The sequence below is a fragment of the Faecalibacterium sp. Marseille-Q0746 genome, assembly GCF_017377595.1.
In the GTDB taxonomy this organism is placed as follows: Bacteria; Bacillota; Clostridia; order Oscillospirales; family Ruminococcaceae; genus Faecalibacterium; species Faecalibacterium duncaniae.
Genome location: NZ_JAFREI010000012.1, coordinates 58,911 through 82,041, shown reverse-complemented (window position 1 = coordinate 82,041; position 23,131 = coordinate 58,911). Strand labels below are relative to the sequence as shown.

The window sequence follows — 23,131 nt, the reverse complement described above, 5'->3', positions numbered from 1 at the left end:
GATCCAGGATTTCGTCGGCTCTCTGCTGGAAAAGTATGAGGGCCTTGACCAGAGCACGGCCCCGCAGGTGGCGGCCATCCTCAACGAGATGCGCCGGGACGCGCTGAACCTTTCGCCTCTCTCCCGGGCGCGGATGCTCTCCCTGCGGCTGAGCGCAAACGACTTGCTCCGGATGTACTACAAATACATCGGCGTGCTGGGCGGGCCGTCCAGCGTTTACCGGTTTGAGGCAGTCTGGCACGGGCGCACCGTCCGCACCGTGGTCAAGGAGCCGGTGCAGTCGGTCCGGCTGGAATGCGTGGTGCACAACCCCATCCTGACCGACGGCCCCACCTGGGACTGCGCGGCGGTCAGCCTGCGGGCCATCGACCAGAACGGCAACCTGCTGCCCTACTGCGGTGAGGCCGTTCAGCTCAGCGTGGAAGGCCCGGTAAAGATCCTGGGCCCAGCCATCGTCCCCCTGCGGGGCGGCATGGCGGGCACCTACCTTGCCACCACCGGTGAAGCAGGCCGTGCCGTGCTGCACTGCCGGATGGAGGGCGCGCTGGATGTGGAGGCCGCCCTGACCGTGCGCAAGCGCTCCGGTGCAGAGAATGCCAATTAAATTTCGTCCTTTCATGGTAGATTTGCAATCTGTTCAAAGTTTTATCATGGTTGGCTGATATTCTATTGTTGTGAACAATCAAACGCCCTCTCCGTCCATGCGTCCGCGTGGCTGAGAGGGTTATTCTTGAGGACAAAGGACCGGAAATCTATGAGAGAGAAACTTCGTCAGTTTATGATCGGCCGCTATGGCACCGATGGCCTGAACCAATTCCTGAGCATTGCCTCGCTGGTGCTGCTCCTCATCGCCATCATCAGCCGGGTCAACCTGTTCACCTATCTGGGCGCGGCCCTGCTGATCTTCTGTTACTACCGCACCTTCAGCCGGAACATCTCCAAGCGCACCGAGGAGAACTACAAGTTCTACACCCTGAAGGACCGGGTGGACAACAAGTTCAAGGGCTGGAAAGAGCAGTGGGCCAACCGCAAGGTCTATCACTACTACCGCTGCCCCCAGTGCCGCCAGAAGCTGCGCGTGCCCCGCGGCCGCGGCCGCATCCAGATCTCCTGCCCCCGCTGCGGCACCCAGTTCATTAAGAAGAGCTGAGCCATGTTCGGATATGTTATCCCGAATCAGGCCGCGCTCAGCCCGGAGGCACAGGCGCGGTACCGCTCGGCCTACTGCGGGCTCTGCCGCCGCATCGGCGCGCTGCACGGCACCCGGGGGCGGCTGACCCTGAGCTATGACCTGACCTTTCTGGATCTGCTGCTGTGCAGCCTGTACGAGGGCGAAAGCGCCTGTGTGACAGGCTGTGACCACTGCCCCATCCACCCCATCCGGAAGGTGGAGTGGCGTTCCAGCGGCCCCACCGATTACTGCGCGGACCTGAGCGTGGCTTTGCACTACTACAACGCGCAGGACAAGTGGAACGATGATCACAGCCTGCTGGGCCTGGGCTTTGAAAAGATGCTTGCTGCCCCCACGCAGCAGGCCGCCGCCCGCTGGCCCCGCCAGTGCAGCGCCATCCGCACCTGTCTGGATCGGCTGGCCCGGTACGAAGCCGAGGGCAGCGAGGATCTGGATGCCGTTTCCGGCTGCTTTGGGGAACTGATGGCCGAGCTGTTCGATTACCGGCAGGACCACTGGTCGCCGGAGCTGCGCAGCATCGGCTTCAATCTGGGCAAGTATATCTACCTGCTGGATGCCTACGATGACCTGGCCCGGGACGAGCGCAAGGGCGCATACAATCCCCTGCGCACCCTGAGCAGAGAGCCCGGGTACGAGGAAGAGATGCGGGAGATCTTTGAGCTGCTGCTGGCCAATTGCGCCCGCAGCTTTGAGCGCCTGCCCTGTGTGGAGGACGTTGACCTTCTGCGCAACATCCTGTATTCGGGCGTGTGGCTCAAATATCACTGCAAAAATGCAAAAAAGAAGGACAAAACCGCCTGATCCCGGCGGTTTTCCTTGATTTTTCCGTTCCAGTCCTGTACACTAAAGATTGCTTGTGCGGCACAGCGGCCGCACAGATGGTAATAGAGACGTGAGGAAGTAGACCGATGAGAGACCCCTATGAGGTTCTGGGCATCCAGCGCGGTGCCAGTGAAGACGAGATCAAAAAGGCTTACCGTGCCAAGTGCAAGCGCTGGCACCCTGACCTGAATCCCAACGACCCCACCGCCGAAGAGCACTTCAAGGAGGTGCAGGCGGCATACGATGCCATCACCAAGGGCGAGACCGGCCCCTCCTACGGTGGCTATCAGCAGGGGTACCAGCAGAACGGCTACTCCAACGGGGATTTCGGAGACTTCGGCTTCGGCTACGACCCCTTCGGGTTTGGGTTTGGCTTTGGCGGCAATTATCAGCAGCAGCGCGGCCCCGGCTACAACGGTGCGGACACGCCTGAGATGCAGGCTGCACGCAACTTCATCGTCAACCAGCGCTACCCCGAGGCCCGCCGCGTGCTGGACGGCATCACCGTGCGCACCGCCCGGTGGTACTATCTCTCCTCGCTGGCCAATCAGGGCCTGGGCAACAGCATCGATGCCCTGCAGGATGCCCGCCGCGCCGCCCAGATGGAGCCCGGCAACACTGAATACCAGATGAACCTGCGCAATCTGCAGGACCCGGGCCGCACCTACCGCACCCAGACCACCTACGCCCAGCCCGGCGGCCTGATGCGCTGGTGCTGGAGCATGATCCTGCTCAACCTGCTGTGCAACTGCTGCTGTGGCGGCGGCTGGGGCTGGCGGTTCCGGATGTAAGCACAAAAATGATATAAGGACAATTAAAAAATCCCTCCCTGCCGGCGTGGCAGGGAGGGATTTTTGCTGTTTGATTACTGGATCACGATGGTGCGGCTGATCTCGCTGCTGGAGTAGTTTCCGGCGGCCTTGGCCGTCTGGACATACTCGCCGGGTTCGGTGGGGAACCCGCTCTGGGTCGTACCCAGGAAATCGAAGAGACCGCTCTTCTTTTTATAGGTGTAGGTCACCTTGCCGCCCTCGACCACCTGGCCGTCGCTTTCGACCACTGCGGTGACGTTGTAGTTCTGGGCCTCTGCCGCAGTCATACTGGCGGGGAGCTCCTGTGCCCAGTAGACACGCACCCCCGCACTCTTGGGCTTGATGCGGAAGAACGCCATACCGGCGGTGTTCACATCACCGGATTCCAGCGCCACAGCACCGCCCACATAGCTGCCGGCTTCCGTGGGCTGCTCGTCCAGATAGATGCGGCTGAACACGCCCTCGGGCAGATATTTGCGGATGAGCTCCAGCGCCAGCTTCATGCCGGTGGAGACATCCTTCAGCGTGGGGATGTAGAATTTCAGGACATCCATCACAGAGACCACTTCATCAGCCACCCGCAGCAGCACGCTCACGTCGTTGCCGTCGATCAGCTGCTTGATGTAGGCGTAGATGTTGAACTCCTCTTCCTGCTCAGGGTTCGCCGACATCTTTTTCGGCAGGGGGATCATCTTGAGCAGGGTGCGGATCTTGCCCGAAAGGATCAGGGTCACATAGCCCTGCGCTTCGCCGCTGGTGCCCATCACCACGCCGATATACTGGGTATCTGCCGGGGTGGTCTGGACGCTCAGGGTAAAGGGGGAGCCATAGGTCAGATCCCCGTCTGCGGTCAGGCGGATCGAGACAACGCTGTTGTTCTCATCCACGCCTGCGGTGGTCAGGTCAGGCAGTTCGCTGCCCGCCGAAGCCGCCAGCGCCGGTGTGGCCGCCGCACTCAGGGCAAACACTGCCGCCAGCAGCAATGAGATCAGCCGTTTGATTTTCATCAGCCAAAGACCTCCTTTTATATAGGTTCTTGTATCATGCAAAAATAAGGGTGCGTGGAACACACAGCACAGTGTTCCCGCACCCTCATTTTACCGCATTGTACCGTACAGGTCAATAACGGGATTCAAGTTAAATTTTGCTCAGCTGCGGGCCCTGGGCGGTATCTTTGACAGCCCAGCCCATCTCGGTGAGCTGCGCACGGATGGCATCCGCAGCGGCCCAGTCCTTGGCCTTCTTGGCGGCGGCGCGCTTTTCCACCAGCTCCGTCACCTCGGCGGGCACCTCGTCCTTCTTGCGGTTGTACATCAGGCCCAGCACGCCGGTGATCTCATCGAACGCCTTGGCGGCAGCCTCCAGCGCAGCCTTGGAGGAAGCAGCGGACAGGGTGTTGATCTCCTTGACCAGATCGAACACGGCAGCCAGCGCATCGGGGGTGTTCAGGTCATCGTCCATGGCCTTGCAGAACTTGGCGCGGGCCTCGTCTGCCTTGGCGGTCAGGGTCTCATCGGTGCCGAACGCGGTCTTGCTCAGGGCAAAATCGAGGTTCTCTCGGCAGGTGTAAAGGCGCTCCAGGCTGTTCTTGCAGCTCTCGATGAGGTCCACAGTGTAGTTCAGCGGCATCCGGTAGCCTGCGGTCAGCATAAAGTAGCGGATGGGCTCGTAGCCGTAGAGGTCTGCCACATCGCGGACGGTGAAGAAGTTGTGCAGGCTCTTGGACATCTTCTGGTTATCCACGTTGATGAAGCCGTTGTGCATCCAGTAGTGGGCAAACTCGCAGCCGTTGGCGCACTCGCTCTGGGCGATCTCGTTCTCGTGGTGGGGGAAGATCAGATCCTGACCGCCGCAGTGCAGGTCGATGGTCTTGCCCAGATGGGTGCGGCTCATGGCGCTGCACTCGATATGCCAGCCGGGGCGGCCCATGCCATAGGGGCTTTCCCAGGCGGGCTCGCCGGGCTTGGCAGCCTTCCAGACGGCAAAGTCGGCGGGGTCTTCCTTCAGGTCATCCTCCATCTGGCTGCGCAGCTCACGGTTGCCGCTCTCCAGATCGTCCAGCTTGAGGTGGCTCAGCTTGCCGTACTCCGGGTCGCTCTTGACGCGGAAGTAGACATCCCCGTTCTTGGCAACGTAGGCGTGGCCGGAATCGATCAGGTCCTTGACGATGTCCAGGATCTGCTGGATGTGCTCCGTTGCACGGGGCTGGACGGTGGGCTTTTTGCAGTTCAGACCGGCGGCATCCTTGAGGTACTCGGCCTCAAAGCGCTGGGCCACTTCCTTCATGGAGGTGCCCTCCTCCTGGCCCTTCTTGATGAGCTTGTCATCGATATCGGTGATGTTGGAGACATAGATAACCTTGTTGCCGCGGTATTCCAGGTAGCGGCGCAGGGTATCGAACACGATCAGCGGGCGGGCGTTGCCGATGTGGATATAGTTGTAAACGGTGGGGCCGCAGACATAGATGCGGTATTCGCCGGGCACCTGCGGCACAAACTCTTCCTTCTGACGGGTCAGGGTGTTGAAAATCTGCATAAGAACTCTCCTTCTTGTAGGGCAAACAAAAGCCGCAGCAGAACCTCTCAGTCTCGCTTCACTGACTTACGAAAACAGAGAAGTAAAAAAAGCCCCCGATGTGATACAATCTCCCATATCACATCGAAGGCGGTTTTCAAAATCGCGGTTCCACTTCTGTTTGTCGCTCAAAGCCGATAACGGCGGCTGCCGCGCCGCGATACTCCCCAGCAGGTTTCCCGCGGCGTGCTGTCCGGGCGCACTTCACACACGCTGCTGCAAACAGGCTCCCAGCCAACGGCCCGTTCTCTCTGTCCAGCTCACCTTTGCGCTACTCTGCCCGGGTAAACGCATTTTTCCTGATACATCTGTATTATAGCCGGGCCGGGGGGAGAAGTCAAGCAGAACGCAGGCGCTGGCATTTCAGCGGCAGCTCTGCGCCGATTCAATCGATCTCGTGCTTTTTACAGAAGTGCTTGCTGGCAAAGTACATTCCTGCCCAGATGGCGATGGCAAGCACGAGGTAGAACGGGTTCTTCATGGCGGACACCAGCGACTGCCCGAAAAGGGCCATCATGGCCACCATCACGCCCTTGCCCAGCAGCATGGTGACAAGGTAGCGCTTCTCGTCAAAATCAGAGATGCCGAAGGCAAAGTGCATAAAGGACGAGGGCGTAAAGGGCAGGAGCGACAGCATGAACAGGGACGCGGTGTCGAACCGGCTGACCCATTGCTCCGCCTTTTGCAGCTTGGCCGAGCGGCGGGCAAATTTCCAGAAAAAACGCTTGACGACACGCCGCCAGAGCAGGAACATCACAGTGCCGCCCAGCATCACCCCGGCCCAGCTGTACACAAAGCCCAGAAGCCCGCCGTGGGCCGCAACATTCAGCGCCACAATGGCAATGAGCGGCAGCGGCGGAAAAAAGGATTCCACCATCGCAAGGATCACGGGCGCAATGGGGCCAAGGCCGCCAAAGCCTTCCAGCAGGGCCTTCCAGAATTCCAGCGTTCCCAGCTGGTGGAGCCAGCCTATCATCGTCATTTCCATCCCGCGTGTTCCTTCCCTCTCATTTTTCTTTAGTATATCCGGTTTCTATGACACGCCCGTGAACAAAATACGAGCTTTTTTTGTCATATCATCTATACTACGAGACTGCGGGGGCCTTTCCTGCACAGGGCGGGGATCTTTATGCTTTTCCGTCGGCTTCAGCGGCGGCCTTCTCAGCCCGGGCCTGCATCCGCTCGATCTGCTGGGCGCGCATCCGTTCCCAGCGGGCAAGTCCGGCTTCGTCCGGGATCTGGACGCAGCGGGCAAAGCTCCAGTGCAGGCCGTCCCGCCGGGCCAGCTTATAGCGCTGGAATACGCCCTTTCCAACCTCATTGCCGGTACCGGCGCAGGCAGGGCAGACAGACAGAGTATACCAGCCGCTGTTGCCCTTTTTCAGCCAGATATCGTCCGGCTGCAGATTCCCGCCGCACACCGGGCAGCTGGCAGTGATGATCTTTGGGTCGCTGCGCCAGGTGGACTGCTCCACATAGCCGCGGAACACCCGGAAGTCCCGGTAATCGCCGGGGGCGGGGCAGAGGCTCGCCCGCAGGGATTCCTCCTCGGTGGGGTAGGCCGCCAGACCCGCCCGCAGGTCAAGCTTGCGGCAGACATCGGCGGTGTAAAGGGTATCGGACAGGGCATCGTGGAACGGGCGCTCCATCGGGATGCCCATCCGGGTCACAACGCTTTCCAGCGTCATGCCCTCGCCCTCCTTGCGGGGGTGCTCCCGCAGGAAGATCTGCTGCAGATCATACCACTGGGTGGGGCGGCTCTCGTCCAGATTGCAGAGGAAAAGGTTCTGCTTGAGCACCGGCACGTCATCCATGCCCCACTCGGCAAACTCGGCATCCGGGCCGCACCACTGCATAAAGCGGCGCAGCCCCTGCACGATGGGCTCGCCCCGGTCCAGGTCGGCCTGGGTCAGGCCCGTCACCTTGGCGATGTGGTGCTGCAGGGTGTGGAAAATGCGGGGCCGCAGGTGGATGGAAAAGGTATCCAGCACGTTTGCATCCTCGTCGATCTTCACCGCGCCGATCTCGATGATCTCGCCCCGGAAGGTCTGCTGCACGCCATGATAATTAAAGGGATACGGCTTATAGCCGATGTTCCATTCCAGATCAAATAAAACCAGATTGCGTGGCATTGTTGTTTGTGTTCCTCTCAGTTCAGGATAAATTTTTCGATGGCCTCGGCCACGCCGTCGTGGTTGTTGTCGGCGGCGGTGACGTAATCGGCCACAGCCTTGACGGCATCCTCGGCATTCTGCATGGCAACGCCCACCCCGGCATAGGAGATCATGGAGCGGTCGTTCAGGCCGTCGCCGCAGGCCATCAAGTTCTCCCGGGTCAGGCCCATCCGCTCCAGCAGGGCGGCAAGGCTCCTGTCCTTTGCCACGCCCAGCGGCACGGCCTCGATGAAGAAGGGGCTGGAGGGGTACAGGTCGATACGGCCCGCAAACTGCTCCTTTCCGGCGGCACAGACAGCATCCCGCCGGGCAGGGTCAAGGGTGATGAGCATTTTGCAGATCGGATAGTCCACATAGGAGGCAAGATCATCCACATGGAGCATCGGCAGCTTTGTGGTAAAGCACTCCTTGTTTGCCCACACGTCCTGATCCCGCTCACACACGATGCCCTCGCTGTTATAGGTCAGGATGGCCACATCCTGCCGGGCTGCAAATTCGCAGAGCTCCGGGACGAACTCCGCTCCCAGCTGCACCTGATACAAAGCCTCGCCGGTCACGCAGTCCACGATCTTGCCGCCGTTGTAGGCCAGCACACAGCCGCCCTTTTTGTCCAGCCCCATCTCCTTTGCCAGCGGCAGAATGCCCGCTGTGGGGCGGCCGGAGGCCAGCACGATGGTCACGCCCTGTGCGGCGGCGGCATCCAGTGCCTCGCGGGTGCGGGGGGTAACGATCTTTTCGTCATTGGTCAGGGTGCCGTCCAAGTCCAGAGCCAGCACCCGGATATTCGATCTTGCCATGATTTTTATTCCTCGTTCTCAGGCAGGGGCTTCCCGCCGGATATTTTATTACTTACCCATCTATTTTACAATGCTTTCCCTTTTCTGTAAAGCAGGAAACCTGTTCCCCGCCCAGGGACAAGCAAAAAAGCCGCCCGGCGAGCAAAACCGGACGGCTGAGAAGGAAGAAAACGCTGTGTTACAGGATGTCGATGTATTCCCCGGCCAGTGCCTTGTTCATGCTGCGGACGGCGCAGAACTTGCCGCACATGGAGCAGGTGTCGCTGTGGTCATCCTCAGGCAGGCGGGCATCCCGGATGGCCTTGGCGGTCTCGGGGTCGAGAGCGCAGGCGAACTGGGCATCCCAGTCCAGCACGCGGCGGGCATCGCCCATCTTGTCGTCGATATCCCGGGCATGGGGGATGCCCTTGGCGATATCGGCCGCATGGGCGGCGATCTTGGAGGCCACGATGCCCTGCTTCACATCGTCCACGTTGGGCAGAGCCAGATGCTCGGCGGGGGTGACATAGCACAGGAAGGCTGCACCGCTCATGGCGGCAACGGCACCGCCGATGGCAGCCGTGATGTGGTCATAACCGGGGGCAATGTCGGTAACGAGGGGTCCCAGCACATAGAAGGGAGCGCCCATGCAGATGCTCTTCTGCACCTCCATGTTGGCGGCCACCTGATTCAGGGGCACATGGCCCGGGCCCTCCACCATGACCTGCACGTTGTGTGCCCAGGCGCGCTTGGTCAGCTCGCCCAGACGCACCAGCTCTTCGATCTGGCAGACATCGGTGGCATCGGCCAGGCAACCGGGGCGGCAGGCATCGCCCAGCGAGATGGTCACGTCGTGCTCGGCGCAGATCTCACAGATCTCGTCAAAGTGCTCGTAGAAGGGGTTCTCGTTGCCGGTCATGCTCATCCAGGCGAACACCAGAGAGCCGCCGCGGCTGACAATGTTCATCTTCCGCTTGTGGGTGCGGATCTGGTCGATGGTCTTGCGGGTGATGCCGCAGTGCAGGGTGACAAAGTCCACGCCGTCCTCAGCGTGCAGGCGCACCACGTCGATGAAGTCCTGCGCGGTCAGGGTGGCAAGGTCGCGCTGATAGTGGATGACGGAATCGTACACAGGCACAGTGCCGATCATCACGGGGCACTCGTGGGTCAGCTTCTGGCGGAAGGGCTGGGTGTTGCCATGGCTGGACAGGTCCATGATGGCTTCCGCGCCCATATTGACGGCGCTCATCACCTTTTCCATCTCCACGTTGTAATCCTTGCAGTCGCGGGAAACGCCCAGGTTCACGTTGATCTTGGTGCGCAGCATGGAGCCGATGCCCTCGGGGTTCAGGCAGGTGTGGTGCTTGTTGGCGGGAATGGCCACCTTGCCCTCAGCCACCAGCTGACGGATCTCCTCCGTGGTGCGGTATTCCTTTTTGGCCACGATCTCCATCTCCGGCGTGACGATGCCCTTGCGGGCAGCGTCCATCTGTGTGGTGTAGTTCTGCATGGTACTTTCCTCCAAATGTTTCTTATATCTTGAACAGCACTTTGCGCGCTGAACGTACCGGAAATAGGTTTTTGCGCAGCCTTTCCTCTGTGCGCGATGACTGAGAGGGCGAGCCGCCTTACAGCTGCTCCGCCAGTGCCTTCAGCTCCCTGCACTCGGCCTCGATATCCTCCGCGCCGAAGATCGCACTGACAAGGGCCACACCGTTCACGCCGGTGCCCTTGAGCCGGAGCAGGTTCTCCTTGTGGATGCCGCCGATGGCCACAACGGGGATGTCCACGGCATCGCAGATGGCTTTCATCATGCCCTCGGGCAGAACGTCCACGTCTGCCTTGGTGTGGGTAGAGAAAGCAGCACCCACGCCCAGACAGTCGGCACCGTGCCGGACGGCCTCCAGGGCCTCCTCCACGCTGTGGACGGATACGCCGATCATCATCTCATCGCCCACGCGCTGGCGCACCTGAGCAGCGGCCATATCCTCCTGCCCCACATGGATGCCCTCGGCGTGGCAGCGGATGGCAATGTCCACGTTATCGTTGATGAAAAAAGGCACATTGTATTTTTTGCACAGGTCGTGGAGCTCAAACGCCTCCTTCAGGAAGGCTTCCTCGTCCAGCTCCTTTTCCCGCAGTTGAACACAGGTCACGCCGCCCTTCAGGGCGCTCTCCACCTGCTGATAGAGGGTCTGACCGCCCACCCAGGCACGGTCGGTAACGGCATAGAGCCGCATATATTCTTCAGCGCACTTCATACTTGGCACCCTCTTCCAGCTGAGCCGGAGTCATATTGTAAATGGCATCAATGATGTAATTGCGGTAGGTGGCGTTGCCGTCCAGCGGGGTCAGCCGTGCATGGGCGATCTCGCCCGCAAGGCCCATGGCGCAGACGGCAGCAGCCGCAGCCTCCAGCGGCTGGCCGGGGTTGGCGGTGATAAAGGCCGCCGTCAAGGCAGAGAGCTGGCAGCCCGTGCCGGTGATGGCACTCATCATTGGGTGTCCGTTGCGGATGCAGTAGGCTTTTGCCCCATCGGCCACGATGTCAATGGCACCGGTAATGGCCACAACGGCACCGGTCTTTGCGGCAAAAGCCTTGGCAAAGGCCACCGCGCCGTCCAGATTTTCCTCGGTAACCTTGTCGGCCACATCGGCATCCACACCCTTGGTGGTGCCCGCACCGGAAGCCAGCGTCTTTACCTCGGAGATGTTGCCCCGGATGACCGTGAACTGCACCTCGTCCAGCAGACGGTAGGCCGTCTCGGTGCGCAGGGCGGAAGCGCCCGCGCCCACGGGGTCCAGCACCACGGGGTGGCCCAGTGCATTGGCCTTTTTGCCCGCCTTGAGCATGGATTCAATGGTGCGGCTGTTCAGGGTGCCGATGTTGATGTTCAGCCCGCCGCAGATGGTGGTGATATCCTCCACCTCGGCGGCATCGTCGGCCATAATGGGCGAAGCACCGCAGGCCAGCACCATGTTGGCGCAGTCGTTCACGGTGACGTAGTTGGTGATATTATGGATCAGGGGGCTTTTGGTGCGGACATTGGCAAACTGCTCTGCAAACATGACGCACCCCCGTCAGGAAAGGCTGCTCTGCATGGAGCGCAGGACACCGGAGTGCTGCAGGCTGTACACCAGCACGCCCGCAATGACCGCACCTACAGCGGTGGAGATGAGGAAGGGCACGATGTAGGCATAGAACGCGATGTCACCGGCGCTCTTGCCCATCAGGCAGATGGCCACCGGGTAAGCGCACAGGCCGCCCAGAATGCTGGTGCCGAACACCTCACCCACCAGGGTGGCGATCAGGTTTTTGGTCTTTGCGTAGACCAGGCCGCAGAGCAGGGCACCAAACATGCTGCCCGGGAAGGCCATCAGGCTGCCCAGACCCAGGATATTGCGGAGCAGCGAGGCCACAAAGGCCACGCCCACGCCCCACCAGGGGCCCAGCAGCACGGCGCAGAGCACATTGACCATGTGCTGCACGGGGGCGCACTTGCTGCCGAACATCGGGAAGCTGAACACACTGCCCACCACGCACAGGGCGCAGAACATTCCAGCGAGAGCCAGCTTTTTCACAGAGAATTTTTTCATTGGTAACTCCTCTTTCTCAAAAAGCGGTCGAGGCTTGCTGGCCTCCTCTCACGCCGGAACACGGCTTCCCATCGCAGTTATTTCAAGGCTCAGGGCGCTCCCCCTCAGCCCGGAGCCGCCCGTTGCGGCGGCTTGCGGCAACAAAAAACAGGAGACACCACAGCGGTGCCTCCTGCAAAAAATCATTTTCCTATGACTTCCTACGGCGGCATTATCCGCATCAGGTCAAGGGTCGAAGTTTGGTTACTTCCTCTCAGCCCGCCTCACGAGCTCCCCTGTGTTTTGTTTTTCGTAGGGTATTGTACACCCGCCGGAGCAAAAAAGCAAGAACAAGTTTTTCTTTCGCCTTTTTGCCGCCTTTTTGCCAAATCGCTTTTACAATTTTCCGGATTATGTTATACTTGTCCCAAATTTCGCAGCGCCCGGGGGAGCCATTCCCCGCTTTGGGGCACTGCCCGGCACAAAAGGAGATTGAAGTTATGGGTCTCATCAAAGCAGCTCTGGGCGCGGCATCCGGCGTGATGGGCGACCAGTGGAAGGAATATTTTTATTGTGACGCTCTGCCCGCGGAGGTGCTGGCCGTCAAGGGCCAGAAACGGACCAATGGCCGCTCTGCCAACCGGCACGGCAGCGAAAACGTCATCTCGGATGGCTCTGTGATCGCCGTGGCCGACGGCCAGTGCGTGCTGATCGTGGAGCAGGGCAAGGTGGTGGACCTCTGCGCCGAACCCGGCGAGTACACCTACAACACCGGCACCCAGCCCTCCCTGCTCAGCGGCGGGCTGAAGAACATCGACAGCGTGTTTGCCGAGCTGGGCAATCGGTTCAGCTTTGGCGGGCAGGCCGGTTCCGACCAGCGCATCTACTATATCAATACCCGGGAGCTCACCGGCAACAAGTACGGCACCCCCAACCCGGTGCCTTTCCGGGTGGTGGACCAGCGCGCCGGCATCGATATCGACATCGGCATCCGGTGCTTCGGCGAGTACAGCTACCGGGTGGTCAACCCCATCCTGTTTTACACCAACGTCTGCGGCAATGTGGAAAACGCCTACACCCGCGACGCGCTGGACGGCCAGCTCAAGACCGAACTGATGACCGCCCTTCAGCCCGCCTTTGCCCGGATCAGCGAGCAGGGCATCCGCTACTCCGCCCTGCCCGGCCACACCGCCGAGCTGGCCGAGGCCCTGAATCAGGAGCTGAGCGCCAAGTGGAGCAGGCTGCGCGGCATCGAGATCGTCTCTCTGGGCGTTTCCGGTGTCAAGGCCAGCGAGGAAGACGAGCAGATGATCAAGGAGCTGCAGCGCAGTGCGGCCTTTATGGACCCCACCCGCGCCGCCGCGCATCTGGTGGGCGCACAGGCCTCCGCCATGCAGGCTGCCGCCTCCAACACCGCCGCCGGTCCCGCCATGGCCTTTATGGGGATGAACCAGGCCGCTGCAGCGGGCGGTGTCAACGCCCGGGATCTCTACCAGATGGGCGGCCAGCAGCCCGCCGCGCAGCCTCAGGCCGCACCGGCCGCTGGCTGGACCTGCAGCTGCGGCCACACCGGCAACACGGGCAAGTTCTGTGCCGAATGCGGCAAGCCCCGGCCCGAAGCCCCGGCTGTCTGGGTGTGCAGCTGCGGTGCAAAGAACAGCGGCAAGTTCTGCTCGGAATGCGGCAAGCCCCGGCCCGCCGCCAAGTGCGCCAACTGCGGCTTTGTGCCTGCCGACCCGGCCAACCCGCCCAAGTTCTGCCCCGAGTGCGGCAAGCCCTTTGGGGCCTGAGAGGGGTCTGACGCATGGCTGAAAAGACAACGAATTATCAGTGCCCGGCCTGTACCGGCCCCCTGCACTACGATGGTGCCAGCGGCAAGCTGGTCTGCGATTACTGCGGCTCGGCCTACGACGTAAAGGACATCGAGGCCCGCTACGCCAAAAAGCAGGCCGCTGCCGACACTGCCGCCGAGGGTGATGCCAAAAAAGCCGCCCGCCTGCCCCGGCAGGACAGCCCGGTGTGGAGCGAGGCCGAGGCGGAGGGCCTGAACAGCTACTCCTGCCCCACCTGCGGAGCCGAGCTGGTCTGTGACGAGACCACCGCCGCCACCACCTGCCCCTACTGCGGCAACCCCACAGTGCTGGGCGGCAAGCTCTCCGGCAAGCTGAAGCCGGAATACATCCTGCCCTTCAAGCTGGACAAAAAGACCGCCATTGCCCAGCTGACCAGATATTACAAGGGCAAGGCTTTCCTGCCCAAGGCGTTCAAGAGCCAGAACCACATCGCAGAGATCCAGGGCGTATATGTCCCCTTCTGGCTCTACGATGCCAAGGCCGACGCGCGCGGCCGGTACGAGGGCCAGAACTCCGAGAGCCACCGCGAGGGCGATTACATGGTGACCACCACCCAGCACTACGATGTGCGCCGCGAGGGTTCGGCCGCCTTTGCCAAGGTGCCGGTGGATGGCTCCAGCAAGATGCCCAACACCCACATGGATGCCATTGAGCCCTTTGATTACGGCGACCTGAAACCCTTCTCCACGGCCTACCTGCCCGGCTATCTGGCCGACCGGTATGACGAGGATGCCGATGCCTGTGCCGAGCGCGCCTACCGCCGGATGTACAACTCCACGGCCGATGCGCTCCACGCCACCACCGGCGGCTACAGCGAGATCCACCCCATTTCCGAGAACATCAACGTGGACATGACCCACGCCCACTACGCCCTGCTGCCGGTCTGGATGCTCCACACCCGGTGGAAGGACAAGGACTTCCTGTTCGCCATGAACGGGCAGACCGGGCGGCTCATCGGTGACCTGCCGGTGGACAAGAGCCGGGTGGCCGCGTGGTTTGCGGGCATCAGCCTGCCCCTGATGGCAGTGCTGGCGTTCCTGCTGTTGTTATAAGGGGGTGGCAGAATGAAACACACCGCAAAACGCTTTGCCGCCCTGCTGGCCGCACTGGTGCTGGCGCTCTGCCTGAGCATCCCCGCCTTTGCCGCCGCACCGCTGGTGCGGGACGAGACGGGCCTGTTCGATGCGGATACTTACAGCCAGCTGGAAGCCTCTGCCGAAGCTGCCAGCGATGGCCACAACTGCGACGTGTATTTTCTGGTGGTGGACAGCATCGGTGACACCGACCAGCGCCAGTACGCCAAAGATTACTACCTTGCCAATGGTCTGGGCAGCGGCTCTGAACAGAGCGGCATCCTCTTCCTGCTGGCAGTCGGCTCCCGCAAGTATGTCACCATCACCTACGGCGGCGGCGTGACAGCCTTTACCGATTACCGCATCGAGCAGATCGAAGATGCCGTTGTTCCCTATCTCTCGGACGATGACTGGACCGAGGCCGCCTCCGAGTACCTCTCCATGTGCGCCGACACGCTGGATTTCTACGCCGAGCACGGCGAACCGCTGGATGTTGACAACGATACCAGCGGCTGGCCCATCCTGCTCCTCATCGTCATCGGCGTTCCCATGATCATTGCCGGTATCGTCTGCGGCGTGCTGTACAGCCAGATGAAAACAGCCCGGCTCAAGACCGAGGCCAACGATTACATCGGCGCAGGCTTAAAGCTGCGGGTGCAGGTAGACAACTACACCCACACCGACCGTGTGCAGGTCTACGACCCGCCCCACGAGGAGAGCAGCAGCTCCGGCGGCTCCTCCGTGGACAGCGACGGCTTTGGCGGCTCCTCCGGCGGCTCGTTCTGAGCGCCCTTTTCTCCAGCAATAAACCACCGGTTCTGCCGGTGGTTTTCGCTTGTCTTTATTTCCGTATAACATGCAAAAGAAAGGAAACCCAACGAATGTCAAAGAAGATCACCGCCCTGATCCCCGGAGCCGCGCTGGCACTGGGCATCGCCTGCATCGCCAAGTGGCTGGAAACGCTGGAAAGCAGCGCCGGGCTCCACCTCATTGGCGCATCGGTCATCGCCCTGTTTATCGGCATGGCCATCAATGCGTTTTTCCAGCCCAACAAAACAACCGCGCCGGGCATCAAATTCACCTCTAAGAAGGTCCTGAAATTCGCCATTGTCCTTCTGGGTGCCAGCCTGAACATCCGCACCGTGCTGACCGTGGGCCGTTTTTCGCTGACGGTCATGCTCTTCACCCTGGCCACCTGCTTTGGGCTGGGCGCGCTGATCGGCAAAGCGCTCGGGCTCAATTGGAAAACCAGCAGCCTGATCAACGCCGGAACCGGCATCTGCGGCGGCTCTGCCATTGCCGCCATTGCTCCGGTGATCGAGGCTGATGACATGGATATCGCCTACGGTATGTCCGCCACCTTCCTGTTCGATACGGTGATGATCGTTGTGTTCCCGCTCCTTGGCCGGTGGCTTGGGCTTTCCGATGCCGCATTCGGTCTCTGGGCCGGTACGGCGGTCAATGATACCTCCAGCGTTGTAGCCACCGGTTACGCTTTCAGTGAAGCAGCCGGTGACTTTGCAACGATGGTCAAGCTGACCCGCACGCTGGCGATCATTCCGGCCGTTCTGGTCTTTGCCGCCATCAACCTGCACCTGAAAAAGAAAGAGAGTGCCCAGGCCAACGGTGTCAAAGTGCGCATCCGTTCCATTTTCCCCTGGTTCATCCTTGCGTTCCTTGCCATGTCCCTGCTGACCAGTCTGGGCCTTCTGCCCGCCGGGCTGGTTTCCGGCCTGAAGACCATCAGCAAGTTTCTGATGGTCGCGGCTCTGGCGGCCATTGGTCTGAACACGAACTTTAAATCGCTCTGCCGTTCCGGCGCAAAACCCATGCTGCACGGCTTCATCATCTCCACATTGGTCGTTCTGGTCGCCATTGGCGTTGAGTACATGATCGGCATTGCACCCTACGGCACACTGTAACGCTCCTGCCAGCTGAATTTTCCCACAAAGAAAGAGCAGTGCTCTCCAATGGGTCCACCCACCGGAAACACTGCTCTTTTATTGTTCCACTTTGCTCCACAAACGCGAAGTTATCTGGTTGATTCCATTTTATCAGTCGGCCATGATCTCCTGAGAGCCCCATAGGAGATTAAGAAGTTCGCAAGCCAACCAGCTGGTACAGCAAGCCAGACAAAGGCAATGCCGAAACGCGGTGCACAGATCAGGGCAACGGACAGACGAATCGCAAGGTTCACCATGTTTGCAACGAGGAACGGACGCATAATTCCGAGACCGCGAAGGACTCCATCGGTTGCCATCTTGATACCCATGAAGATGAAAAAGTAACCAAGCCACCTCATATAGTCACCAGACACCTGATAGGCCAACGCCGTTCCGTCTTTTCCCAAGAACAGCGAGGAAATCTGCGTGTGCAGCGCTTCAATGACCACAAACGCAATGGCTGCAAAGCACAGATCCAGCACCAGTGCAGCGTGGTACCCTTTTTTAATGCGTTGGGGCTTGCCTGCGCCAAGGTTTTGGGAAACAAACGGCGAAACCGCATTGCCGATGGAGACAAAAATCAAAGAGAACACATTCTCTACTCGCATCGTCGCCGAATAGCCTGCCAGCGCCTGTGTGCCGAATGGATTTACAACTGCCTGCACAATCAGCATACCGATGGACACCGTAGACTGCTGAAGAATCGACGGCACGGCAATTTGCAGCATGGATTGCAGCCCCTGCCAGTCAAATCGTTGAAATGGGCTCTCGTATCGCCGCATCCGATGAAGAAAAATCAGAAAGGAAAATATGGCGGAAATGCCTTGGGCAATCAAGGTTGCAAGAGCGGCACCGAACACGCCCAGACCAAGCCCAGCAACCATCCAAAGGTCCATAAAAATATTCAGGACAGAAGAAAAAATCAGGAGTGCCAAGGGAATTCTTGATTCACCGATGGAGGTGAACATGTTGGAGAGAATGTTATACATAAACAAGAACGGAAAGCCCGCAAAATAGACCCGCAGATACAGCACCGCCTCATCCAGAATGTCGGGAGGGGTTTGCAAGCCCCGCATCATCGGGAGGGAAAAGCATAAGCCAAAAACGCCAAGGACAATGCTCAGAATCAAAAAGCTGAGCAAGGACGTTGACACAATGGTTTTCATTTTGCCATATTCTTTGGCACCGAAATAGCGGCTCACCAGCACACCGGCACCTACGCCGGCTCCCAGTGCCACACAAATGAACACATTGGTCAATGCTGCACAGGCACCGACAGCTGCAAGTGCAGAAGAACCAACAAACTGGCCGACAATAATGGAGTCGGCCATATTGTATATTTGCTGAAAAAAACTCCCAAGAATCATCGGCATTGCAAAAACCGTCAACGCTTTGAGGGGCGCATCGGTGATCAAATACTCATCTTTCGACATTCTCATATTCCTCCATGGTATCTTGTATCGTGGTATCCCATTCACTTACCTTCTCAAATTCCGAGTTGTTGAACCAAGCCGAGTATACCACACTCTTCCCACAAATACTACCACACAAAAAAACTCCCATGCTCACATCGGAAGATGCTGTGCATGGGAGTTTTTTGCTGCGCCTGTTACGGCGTATTGTTACTTATTGAAGGTCTCCTCGTTCAGCAGGCCCTCGCTCTTGGCAACGCAGATGCTGGCAACTGCATCACCCACCACGTTCAGGGAGGTGACCAGCATCTCGATGGGGCGGTTGATGGCCAGGATCAGGGAGTAGGCCAGCAGAGCGCCGTCGTTGACGAAGCCCATGCCGGACAGGATGGTAAACAGGATGACAGCCCCAGCGCCGGGAGCGGCGGGGGTGCCCACAGATGCCAGCAGGGCCAGCAGGGCGACCACGACCAGCTGGCCGGGGGTGACGGTGTAACCGGCACAGCCTGCAATGAACACGGTGGCAATGACCTGCATGATGGCGGTGCCGTCCATGTTGATGGTCATGCCCAGCGGCAGGACGAAGGAAGCGATGCTCTCATCCACGCCGAACTCTTCCTCGCACACCTTGATGTTCAGGGGCAGGGTGGCGGCGCTGGAGGAGGTGGAGAAGCCGAACACTGCCACGTTGGCGATCTTGCGGATGAAGGTGAAGGGGTTCAGCTTGGCACCCAGTGCAATGACCAGTGGGTAGGCAATGACCAGGAAGGCCAGCAGCAGGACCACCGTGACCACCACATAGACCAGCGCGGGCTTGAGGTAATCGATGCCGTAGATGGCGAAGGTACGGGTCAGCAGCACAAAGACTGCAAAGGGGGCAAAGTTGCTGACGATGAAGTTCAGGAACACGACCACCACATCGTTGACCTCGCCCAGCAGGCGGCGCAGGGTCGCGGTGCGGCTCTCGCCCAGGGTGTTCATGCTCAGGCCGATGGCCACTGCCAGGAACACGCTGGAAAGCACAGCGCCATTGCTGCCAAAGGCAGTGATGATGTTGGAGGGGATGATGTTCAGCACCACGTTCAGGGGGTTGGAACCGGTGGAACCGCTGGCTTCTGCCAGACCCTCGATGTGGGTGTTGAACAGGCCCATGGAGTAGGTGCCGTAGCCCACACAGCCTGCCAGCAGCAGCGCCAGGAAGGAGCACAGCAGGAACCAGAACAGGGTCTTTGCAGAAATGCGGCCCATGGTGCGGATGTCTGCAATGCTGCCAATGGCCAGCGAAATGGAGGTAAAGACCATGGGGATGATCACCAGCTGCAGCGCCTTGATGAAGAGCTGGCCGATGATGTAGAAGATGCCAAAGGCACGCTCAGCGCCCTCGGCGGTGATATCCTGAAACAGCAGGTTGTTGATGGTGGTCCAGGTCTGTGCCTGACCGCTGGCGTTCAGATGCTCCCGCAGGAACATAAAGGCCAGACCGGCCACCAGGCCGCAGACCAGAGAGATCGCCATGCGTTTTGCAAGGGATAATTCGTGCTTCTTTTTTGTTTCCATATCCTTTTCCTCTCACAGTACCGGTTTTTGGCTCACACTTTGCCTACTCTAGCACAACTCCCCCTGCAATGCAAGAGAAAATCACGCAAAATACTGCTTTTTTGCAAATAAGTACGACTTTTCTCCGCAAAAATCCCCCGAAAGCACTCTGCCTCCGGGGGATCTGCTCACTTATTTCTTGAACTTGAACACCGGCGTGCCAGCGGCAGCATCGCCGTTTGCAGCAACACTGATCTCCGGCAGGTCATCACTGTTGGTCACGATGAGAGCCGTTGCGGTGGGGTGGCCTGCGGCGCGGATGGCTTCCAGATCCACCTTCAGCAGCGGGGTGCCGGCCTTGACCTTAGCCCCTTCTTTGGTCAGGGAGGTAAAGCCCTGTCCCTTCATCTCCACCGTGTCCATGCCGACATGGATCAGCAGCTCAATGCCGTCATCGCTCATCATACCAACGGCGTGCAGGCTTTCGGGCACCTGCGTAACGGTGCCGTCAAAGGGAGCATAAACGGTGTCGCCGGTGGGCTCCACGCCGCAGCCGGGGCCCAGGATCGCAGAGGCAAAAGTCTCGTCGGGCAGCTGCTCCAACGGGATCACCTTGCCGTCAATGGGAAGCATGACCGTCATCTTCTGGCCGGAAAATTTCGTCTCGGATGCGGCCTTGCCGCCAAAAAGCTTGTCAAAAAAGCCCATAATACAAACCATCCTTCCACGGTGCACAAAGTGCAGCCTTTATCCAGTTAAGAATAGCATATCCGCGCAGGAAATACAATCTGCATCCTGCACAAAGAGACGCACCGCCATTTGGCAGGTGTGCCCTTACATCAGCTCCAGCAGCTGCTCCACCTCTTCCATCCGGGTGGCCCAACTGGTGGCAATGCGGACAACGGTGTGGGTATCATCGTACTTCTCCCAGAAGCCGAACTTGGCCTTGCCTTCCAGCGCGGCCAGCTGCTCGTTGGACAACACGATGAACACCTGATTCGTGGGCGAATCCATGAAGAACGAATAGCCCTTTTCGGCCAGTCCCTTCTTGAGCACGGCGGCGGTCTCAATGGCATTTTTGCTGATGGTCTGGTACAGGTCATCGGTGAACAGCACATCGAACTGGATGCCCAGCAGACGGCCCTTTGCCAGCAGAGCGCCCTGCTGCTTGACCATGGTCATAAAGTGAGCCGGTGCGCCGTGGGGGAACACAACTGCCTCGCCGCAGAGCGCACCCACCTTGGTGCCGCCGATGTAGAACACATCGGTCAGGCGGGCCACATCGGCCAGCGTCACATCGGTGCCCTCGGCGGCCAGACCATAGCCCAGACGGGCACCGTCCATAAACAGCGGCATGTGGTACTTATGGCAGACAGCGGACAGCGCTTCCAGCTCTGCCTTGGTGTACAGGGTGCCGTACTCCGACGGGTGGGAGATGTACGCCATGCCCGGGAACACGAGGTGGTCCACATTGCCATCGGCATAGAAGGTCCTGCACCAGTCCTCAACCGTCCCGGCATCCAGCTTGCCGTTGGTGTGCGGCAGGCCGATGACCTTGTGGCCCGTGAACTCGATGGCACCGGCCTCGTGAGCGGCCACATGGCCGGTGGATGCGGCCAGCACACCCTCCCAGCGGCGCAGCATCGATGCAATGACGATGGCGTTGCTCTGGGTACCGCCCGAAATGAACCAGACATCGGCATCCGGTGCGCCGCACGCCGCGCGGATCTTCTCCCGCGCGCTGGCGCAATAGGGATCGGTGCCGTAGCCGGAGACCTTTTCAAAGTTGGTCTCCACCAGCTTCTGTAAGATCGCCGGATGCGCACCCTCGCAGTAATCGTTTTCAAAATACAGCATATACTTTCCCTCGCTCTGCATTCAAGATAAACCTATTATCTGCTTTTTGCGCAGGGTTGTCAATGTGGAACCCCCGCACATGCGGGGAAAAGTCACTCACCTGTGAGCGGATAGATTTCCGCTTGGGATCACCCCCGCGTAGGCGGGGAAAAGTCCAGCTTGTCGAGTGCATCCTTGCACGGGCCGGGATCACCCCCGCGTGGGCGGGGAAAAGTTGATGGGCCGCCCGCGCAGGTCGGTCGGGGCAGGATCACCCCCGCACAGGCGGGGAGAAGTCCGTACTTTTTGTACGGCAAAAAGGATTATAAGGATCACCCCCGCATAGGCGGGGAAAAGGCGGAACTGACCGCAGCGGTGATCTCTGCCATGGGTTCACCCCCGCGCAGGCGGGGAAAAGGCTACCGGGAGTTTGGCATCGACATCTCGGATAGGATCACCCCCGCGCAGGCGGGGAAAAGCGTTGCACCGCGTCAAAAACGATCTGCGCTATGGGATCACCCCCGCGTGGGCGGGGAAAAGTACAGTCGTCCTTCCTACTCCCGGATATCTATGGGATCACCCCCGCGTGGGCGGGGAAAAGGGAACCAGGCGTTCTCATGGTATGGCAGTTCCAGGATCACCCCCGCGTGGGCGGGGAAAAGATTCTGGAACCGTCCATGGGTGTGGGCAACTTCGGATCACCCCCGCATGGGCGGGGAAAAGTCGTTCGATCAGGCGTGCACAGGTGTTGTAGAGGGATCACCCCCGCATGGGCGGGGAAAAGATGTTCGTCAGGTAGGTGCTGTATGCGGCAGAGGGATCACCCCCGCGTGGGCGGGGAAAAGACCGAGAACATAACGCCGAGCATCTATGAACAGGGATCACCCCCGCGTAGGCGGGGAAAAGTTCCACAGCGCAGCCGAGATCGATGAAAAAATGGGATCACCCCCGCACAGGCGGGGAAAAGTTATCGTTAACCTTATACTGACCAAAGGGCACAGGATCACCCCCGCACAGGCGGGGAAAGGTCAGGAATGAAAGGAATGAAATCATGGAAGTTAGGATCACCCCCGCGCAGGCGGGGAAAAGATAAGGCAGAGCATCTGGTACAGGACCACATAGGGATCACCCCCGCACAGGCGGGGAAAAGATGTTACCTCTGCGCAAGCACAAAGTCAAGTTGGGATCACCCCCGCGTGGGCGGGGAAAAGTTGTCCGGCCCGATGTCGTAGCCAAAGCTGCGGGGATCACCCCCGCGTGGGCGGGGAAAAGTTGAGTTAGTATAAATTCCCAGTTTGGCCCGTGGGATCACCCCCGCGTGGGCGGGGAAAAGAAGGCAAAAACGAAATTGCACGCACTCTAATCGGGATCACCCCCGCGTGGGCGGGGAAAAGTCCATGATTTCGACCAGATAGGGCGTTCTGCTGGGATCACCCCCGCGTAGGCGGGGAAAAGACTTTATGTTCTGCGGTCAGCATCTTGAAATAAGGATCACCCCCGCATGGGCGGGGAAAAGTACCTGCCGTGCTTCAATGCCGACGGTTTCGTGGGA

The 23,131-nt window shown here is 59.8% G+C and carries 20 protein-coding genes, 1 pseudogene and 1 riboswitch; of the genes and pseudogenes, 8 read left to right on the top strand and 13 right to left on the bottom strand.

The window, feature by feature from the left end; translation table 11 throughout:
* The 4 genes and pseudogenes from J3351_RS08510 to J3351_RS08495 form a co-directional block, all read left to right on the top strand.
* A pseudogene (locus tag J3351_RS08510) lies at positions 1 to 604 on the top strand (glycoside hydrolase family 2); the annotation flags it as partial.
* 150 nt (positions 605 to 754) lie between these two features.
* A complete protein-coding gene (locus J3351_RS08505) occupies positions 755 to 1,150 on the top strand; it encodes a hypothetical protein (RefSeq protein ID WP_005930086.1) in 396 nt (131 codons plus the stop codon).
* 3 nt (positions 1,151 to 1,153) lie between these two features.
* Positions 1,154 to 1,993, top strand: coding sequence for a DUF5685 family protein (locus J3351_RS08500; RefSeq protein WP_207697528.1), 840 nt, complete (start codon positions 1,154 to 1,156; stop codon positions 1,991 to 1,993).
* A 107-nt stretch (positions 1,994 to 2,100) separates the two neighbouring features.
* Positions 2,101 to 2,805, top strand: a complete 705-nt coding sequence (locus J3351_RS08495; RefSeq protein WP_207697527.1) for a J domain-containing protein — start codon at positions 2,101 to 2,103, stop codon at positions 2,803 to 2,805.
* A gap of 74 nt (positions 2,806 to 2,879) precedes the next feature.
* Here the strand turns inward: J3351_RS08495 and J3351_RS08490 are convergent, their stop codons facing one another.
* From J3351_RS08490 to thiW, 9 genes are all read right to left on the bottom strand, one after another.
* On the bottom strand, positions 2,880 to 3,833 hold the full coding sequence (locus J3351_RS08490; protein ID WP_207697526.1) for a hypothetical protein: 954 nt from the start codon (positions 3,831 to 3,833) through the stop codon (positions 2,880 to 2,882).
* A 130-nt stretch (positions 3,834 to 3,963) separates the two neighbouring features.
* Complete coding sequence (cysS, locus tag J3351_RS08485; RefSeq protein ID WP_005930099.1) at positions 3,964 to 5,361, bottom strand: cysteine--tRNA ligase; 1,398 nt, start codon at positions 5,359 to 5,361, stop codon at positions 3,964 to 3,966.
* Positions 5,362 to 5,785: 424 nt separating this feature from the next.
* A complete protein-coding gene (locus J3351_RS08480) occupies positions 5,786 to 6,388 on the bottom strand; it encodes a TVP38/TMEM64 family protein (RefSeq protein ID WP_097770187.1) in 603 nt (200 codons plus the stop codon).
* Positions 6,389 to 6,527: 139 nt separating this feature from the next.
* Positions 6,528 to 7,532: a 3'-5' exonuclease gene (locus tag J3351_RS08475; protein ID WP_207697525.1), complete on the bottom strand. Its 1,005-nt coding sequence runs from the start codon at positions 7,530 to 7,532 to the stop codon at positions 6,528 to 6,530.
* 17 nt (positions 7,533 to 7,549) lie between these two features.
* A complete protein-coding gene (locus J3351_RS08470) occupies positions 7,550 to 8,371 on the bottom strand; it encodes a Cof-type HAD-IIB family hydrolase (protein ID WP_207697524.1) in 822 nt (273 codons plus the stop codon).
* 178 nt (positions 8,372 to 8,549) lie between these two features.
* Positions 8,550 to 9,860, bottom strand: a complete 1,311-nt coding sequence (thiC, locus tag J3351_RS08465) for a phosphomethylpyrimidine synthase ThiC (protein WP_005930119.1) — start codon at positions 9,858 to 9,860, stop codon at positions 8,550 to 8,552.
* Between the two features lie 118 nt (positions 9,861 to 9,978).
* Complete coding sequence (gene thiE, locus J3351_RS08460; RefSeq protein WP_005930122.1) at positions 9,979 to 10,611, bottom strand: thiamine phosphate synthase; 633 nt, start codon at positions 10,609 to 10,611, stop codon at positions 9,979 to 9,981.
* Positions 10,598 to 11,419, bottom strand: coding sequence for a hydroxyethylthiazole kinase (gene thiM, locus J3351_RS08455; protein ID WP_207697523.1), 822 nt, complete (start codon positions 11,417 to 11,419; stop codon positions 10,598 to 10,600). Before thiM ends, thiE begins: the two co-directional genes overlap by 14 nt.
* A gap of 12 nt (positions 11,420 to 11,431) precedes the next feature.
* Complete coding sequence (thiW, locus tag J3351_RS08450) at positions 11,432 to 11,947, bottom strand: energy coupling factor transporter S component ThiW (protein ID WP_097772939.1); 516 nt, start codon at positions 11,945 to 11,947, stop codon at positions 11,432 to 11,434.
* Positions 11,948 to 12,127: 180 nt separating this feature from the next.
* Positions 12,128 to 12,234: riboswitch (TPP riboswitch) on the bottom strand.
* Between the two features lie 192 nt (positions 12,235 to 12,426).
* Between thiW and J3351_RS08445 the strand changes: the two genes are divergently transcribed.
* The 4 genes from J3351_RS08445 to J3351_RS08430 all read left to right on the top strand — a co-directional run bounded on the left by J3351_RS08445 (position 12,427) and on the right by J3351_RS08430 (position 16,774).
* Positions 12,427 to 13,716: an SPFH domain-containing protein gene (locus J3351_RS08445; RefSeq protein WP_207697522.1), complete on the top strand. Its 1,290-nt coding sequence runs from the start codon at positions 12,427 to 12,429 to the stop codon at positions 13,714 to 13,716.
* Positions 13,717 to 13,730: 14 nt separating this feature from the next.
* Entirely contained in the window at positions 13,731 to 14,831 is a 1,101-nt protein-coding gene (locus J3351_RS08440; RefSeq protein ID WP_207697521.1) for a Trm112 family protein, read from the top strand.
* A 12-nt stretch (positions 14,832 to 14,843) separates the two neighbouring features.
* Complete coding sequence (locus J3351_RS08435) at positions 14,844 to 15,638, top strand: TPM domain-containing protein (RefSeq protein ID WP_207697520.1); 795 nt, start codon at positions 14,844 to 14,846, stop codon at positions 15,636 to 15,638.
* Positions 15,639 to 15,733: 95 nt separating this feature from the next.
* Positions 15,734 to 16,774 carry a YeiH family protein gene (locus J3351_RS08430; RefSeq protein WP_156058891.1) on the top strand — a complete coding sequence of 347 codons (1,041 nt, stop codon included), beginning with the start codon at positions 15,734 to 15,736 and terminating at the stop codon, positions 16,772 to 16,774.
* A gap of 110 nt (positions 16,775 to 16,884) precedes the next feature.
* On the opposite strand, the gene J3351_RS08425 is transcribed toward J3351_RS08430, so the two are convergent.
* The 4 genes from J3351_RS08425 to J3351_RS08410 form a co-directional block, all read right to left on the bottom strand.
* Positions 16,885 to 18,228 (bottom strand): MATE family efflux transporter, encoded by a 1,344-nt coding sequence (locus J3351_RS08425; protein WP_207697519.1) that lies wholly within the window; start codon positions 18,226 to 18,228, stop codon positions 16,885 to 16,887.
* Positions 18,229 to 18,417: 189 nt separating this feature from the next.
* Complete coding sequence (locus J3351_RS08420) at positions 18,418 to 19,764, bottom strand: dicarboxylate/amino acid:cation symporter (RefSeq protein WP_207697518.1); 1,347 nt, start codon at positions 19,762 to 19,764, stop codon at positions 18,418 to 18,420.
* 171 nt (positions 19,765 to 19,935) lie between these two features.
* Entirely contained in the window at positions 19,936 to 20,451 is a 516-nt protein-coding gene (locus J3351_RS08415) for a PTS glucose transporter subunit IIA (protein WP_181966878.1), read from the bottom strand.
* A 126-nt stretch (positions 20,452 to 20,577) separates the two neighbouring features.
* On the bottom strand, positions 20,578 to 21,600 hold the full coding sequence (locus J3351_RS08410) for a low specificity L-threonine aldolase (RefSeq protein ID WP_207697517.1): 1,023 nt from the start codon (positions 21,598 to 21,600) through the stop codon (positions 20,578 to 20,580).
* Positions 21,601 to 23,131 lie beyond the last annotated feature (1,531 nt).

Bases quoted from the DNA above. Each gene is read 5' to 3' on its own strand.
- J3351_RS08505 (WP_005930086.1), top strand. From the start codon at position 755: ATGAGAGAGAAACTTCGTCAGTTTATGATCGGCCGCTATGGCACCGAT.
- J3351_RS08500 (WP_207697528.1), top strand. From the start codon at position 1,154: ATGTTCGGATATGTTATCCCGAATCAGGCCGCGCTCAGCCCGGAGGCA.
- J3351_RS08495 (WP_207697527.1), top strand. From the start codon at position 2,101: ATGAGAGACCCCTATGAGGTTCTGGGCATCCAGCGCGGTGCCAGTGAA.
- J3351_RS08490 (WP_207697526.1), bottom strand. From the start codon at position 3,833: ATGAAAATCAAACGGCTGATCTCATTGCTGCTGGCGGCAGTGTTTGCC.
- cysS (WP_005930099.1), bottom strand. From the start codon at position 5,361: ATGCAGATTTTCAACACCCTGACCCGTCAGAAGGAAGAGTTTGTGCCG.
- J3351_RS08480 (WP_097770187.1), bottom strand. From the start codon at position 6,388: ATGGAAATGACGATGATAGGCTGGCTCCACCAGCTGGGAACGCTGGAA.
- J3351_RS08475 (WP_207697525.1), bottom strand. From the start codon at position 7,532: ATGCCACGCAATCTGGTTTTATTTGATCTGGAATGGAACATCGGCTAT.
- J3351_RS08470 (WP_207697524.1), bottom strand. From the start codon at position 8,371: ATGGCAAGATCGAATATCCGGGTGCTGGCTCTGGACTTGGACGGCACC.
- thiC (WP_005930119.1), bottom strand. From the start codon at position 9,860: ATGCAGAACTACACCACACAGATGGACGCTGCCCGCAAGGGCATCGTC.
- thiE (WP_005930122.1), bottom strand. From the start codon at position 10,611: ATGAAGTGCGCTGAAGAATATATGCGGCTCTATGCCGTTACCGACCGT.
- thiM (WP_207697523.1), bottom strand. From the start codon at position 11,419: ATGTTTGCAGAGCAGTTTGCCAATGTCCGCACCAAAAGCCCCCTGATC.
- thiW (WP_097772939.1), bottom strand. From the start codon at position 11,947: ATGAAAAAATTCTCTGTGAAAAAGCTGGCTCTCGCTGGAATGTTCTGC.
- J3351_RS08445 (WP_207697522.1), top strand. From the start codon at position 12,427: ATGGGTCTCATCAAAGCAGCTCTGGGCGCGGCATCCGGCGTGATGGGC.
- J3351_RS08440 (WP_207697521.1), top strand. From the start codon at position 13,731: ATGGCTGAAAAGACAACGAATTATCAGTGCCCGGCCTGTACCGGCCCC.
- J3351_RS08435 (WP_207697520.1), top strand. From the start codon at position 14,844: ATGAAACACACCGCAAAACGCTTTGCCGCCCTGCTGGCCGCACTGGTG.
- J3351_RS08430 (WP_156058891.1), top strand. From the start codon at position 15,734: ATGTCAAAGAAGATCACCGCCCTGATCCCCGGAGCCGCGCTGGCACTG.
- J3351_RS08425 (WP_207697519.1), bottom strand. From the start codon at position 18,228: ATGTCGAAAGATGAGTATTTGATCACCGATGCGCCCCTCAAAGCGTTG.
- J3351_RS08420 (WP_207697518.1), bottom strand. From the start codon at position 19,764: ATGGAAACAAAAAAGAAGCACGAATTATCCCTTGCAAAACGCATGGCG.
- J3351_RS08415 (WP_181966878.1), bottom strand. From the start codon at position 20,451: ATGGGCTTTTTTGACAAGCTTTTTGGCGGCAAGGCCGCATCCGAGACG.
- J3351_RS08410 (WP_207697517.1), bottom strand. From the start codon at position 21,600: ATGCTGTATTTTGAAAACGATTACTGCGAGGGTGCGCATCCGGCGATC.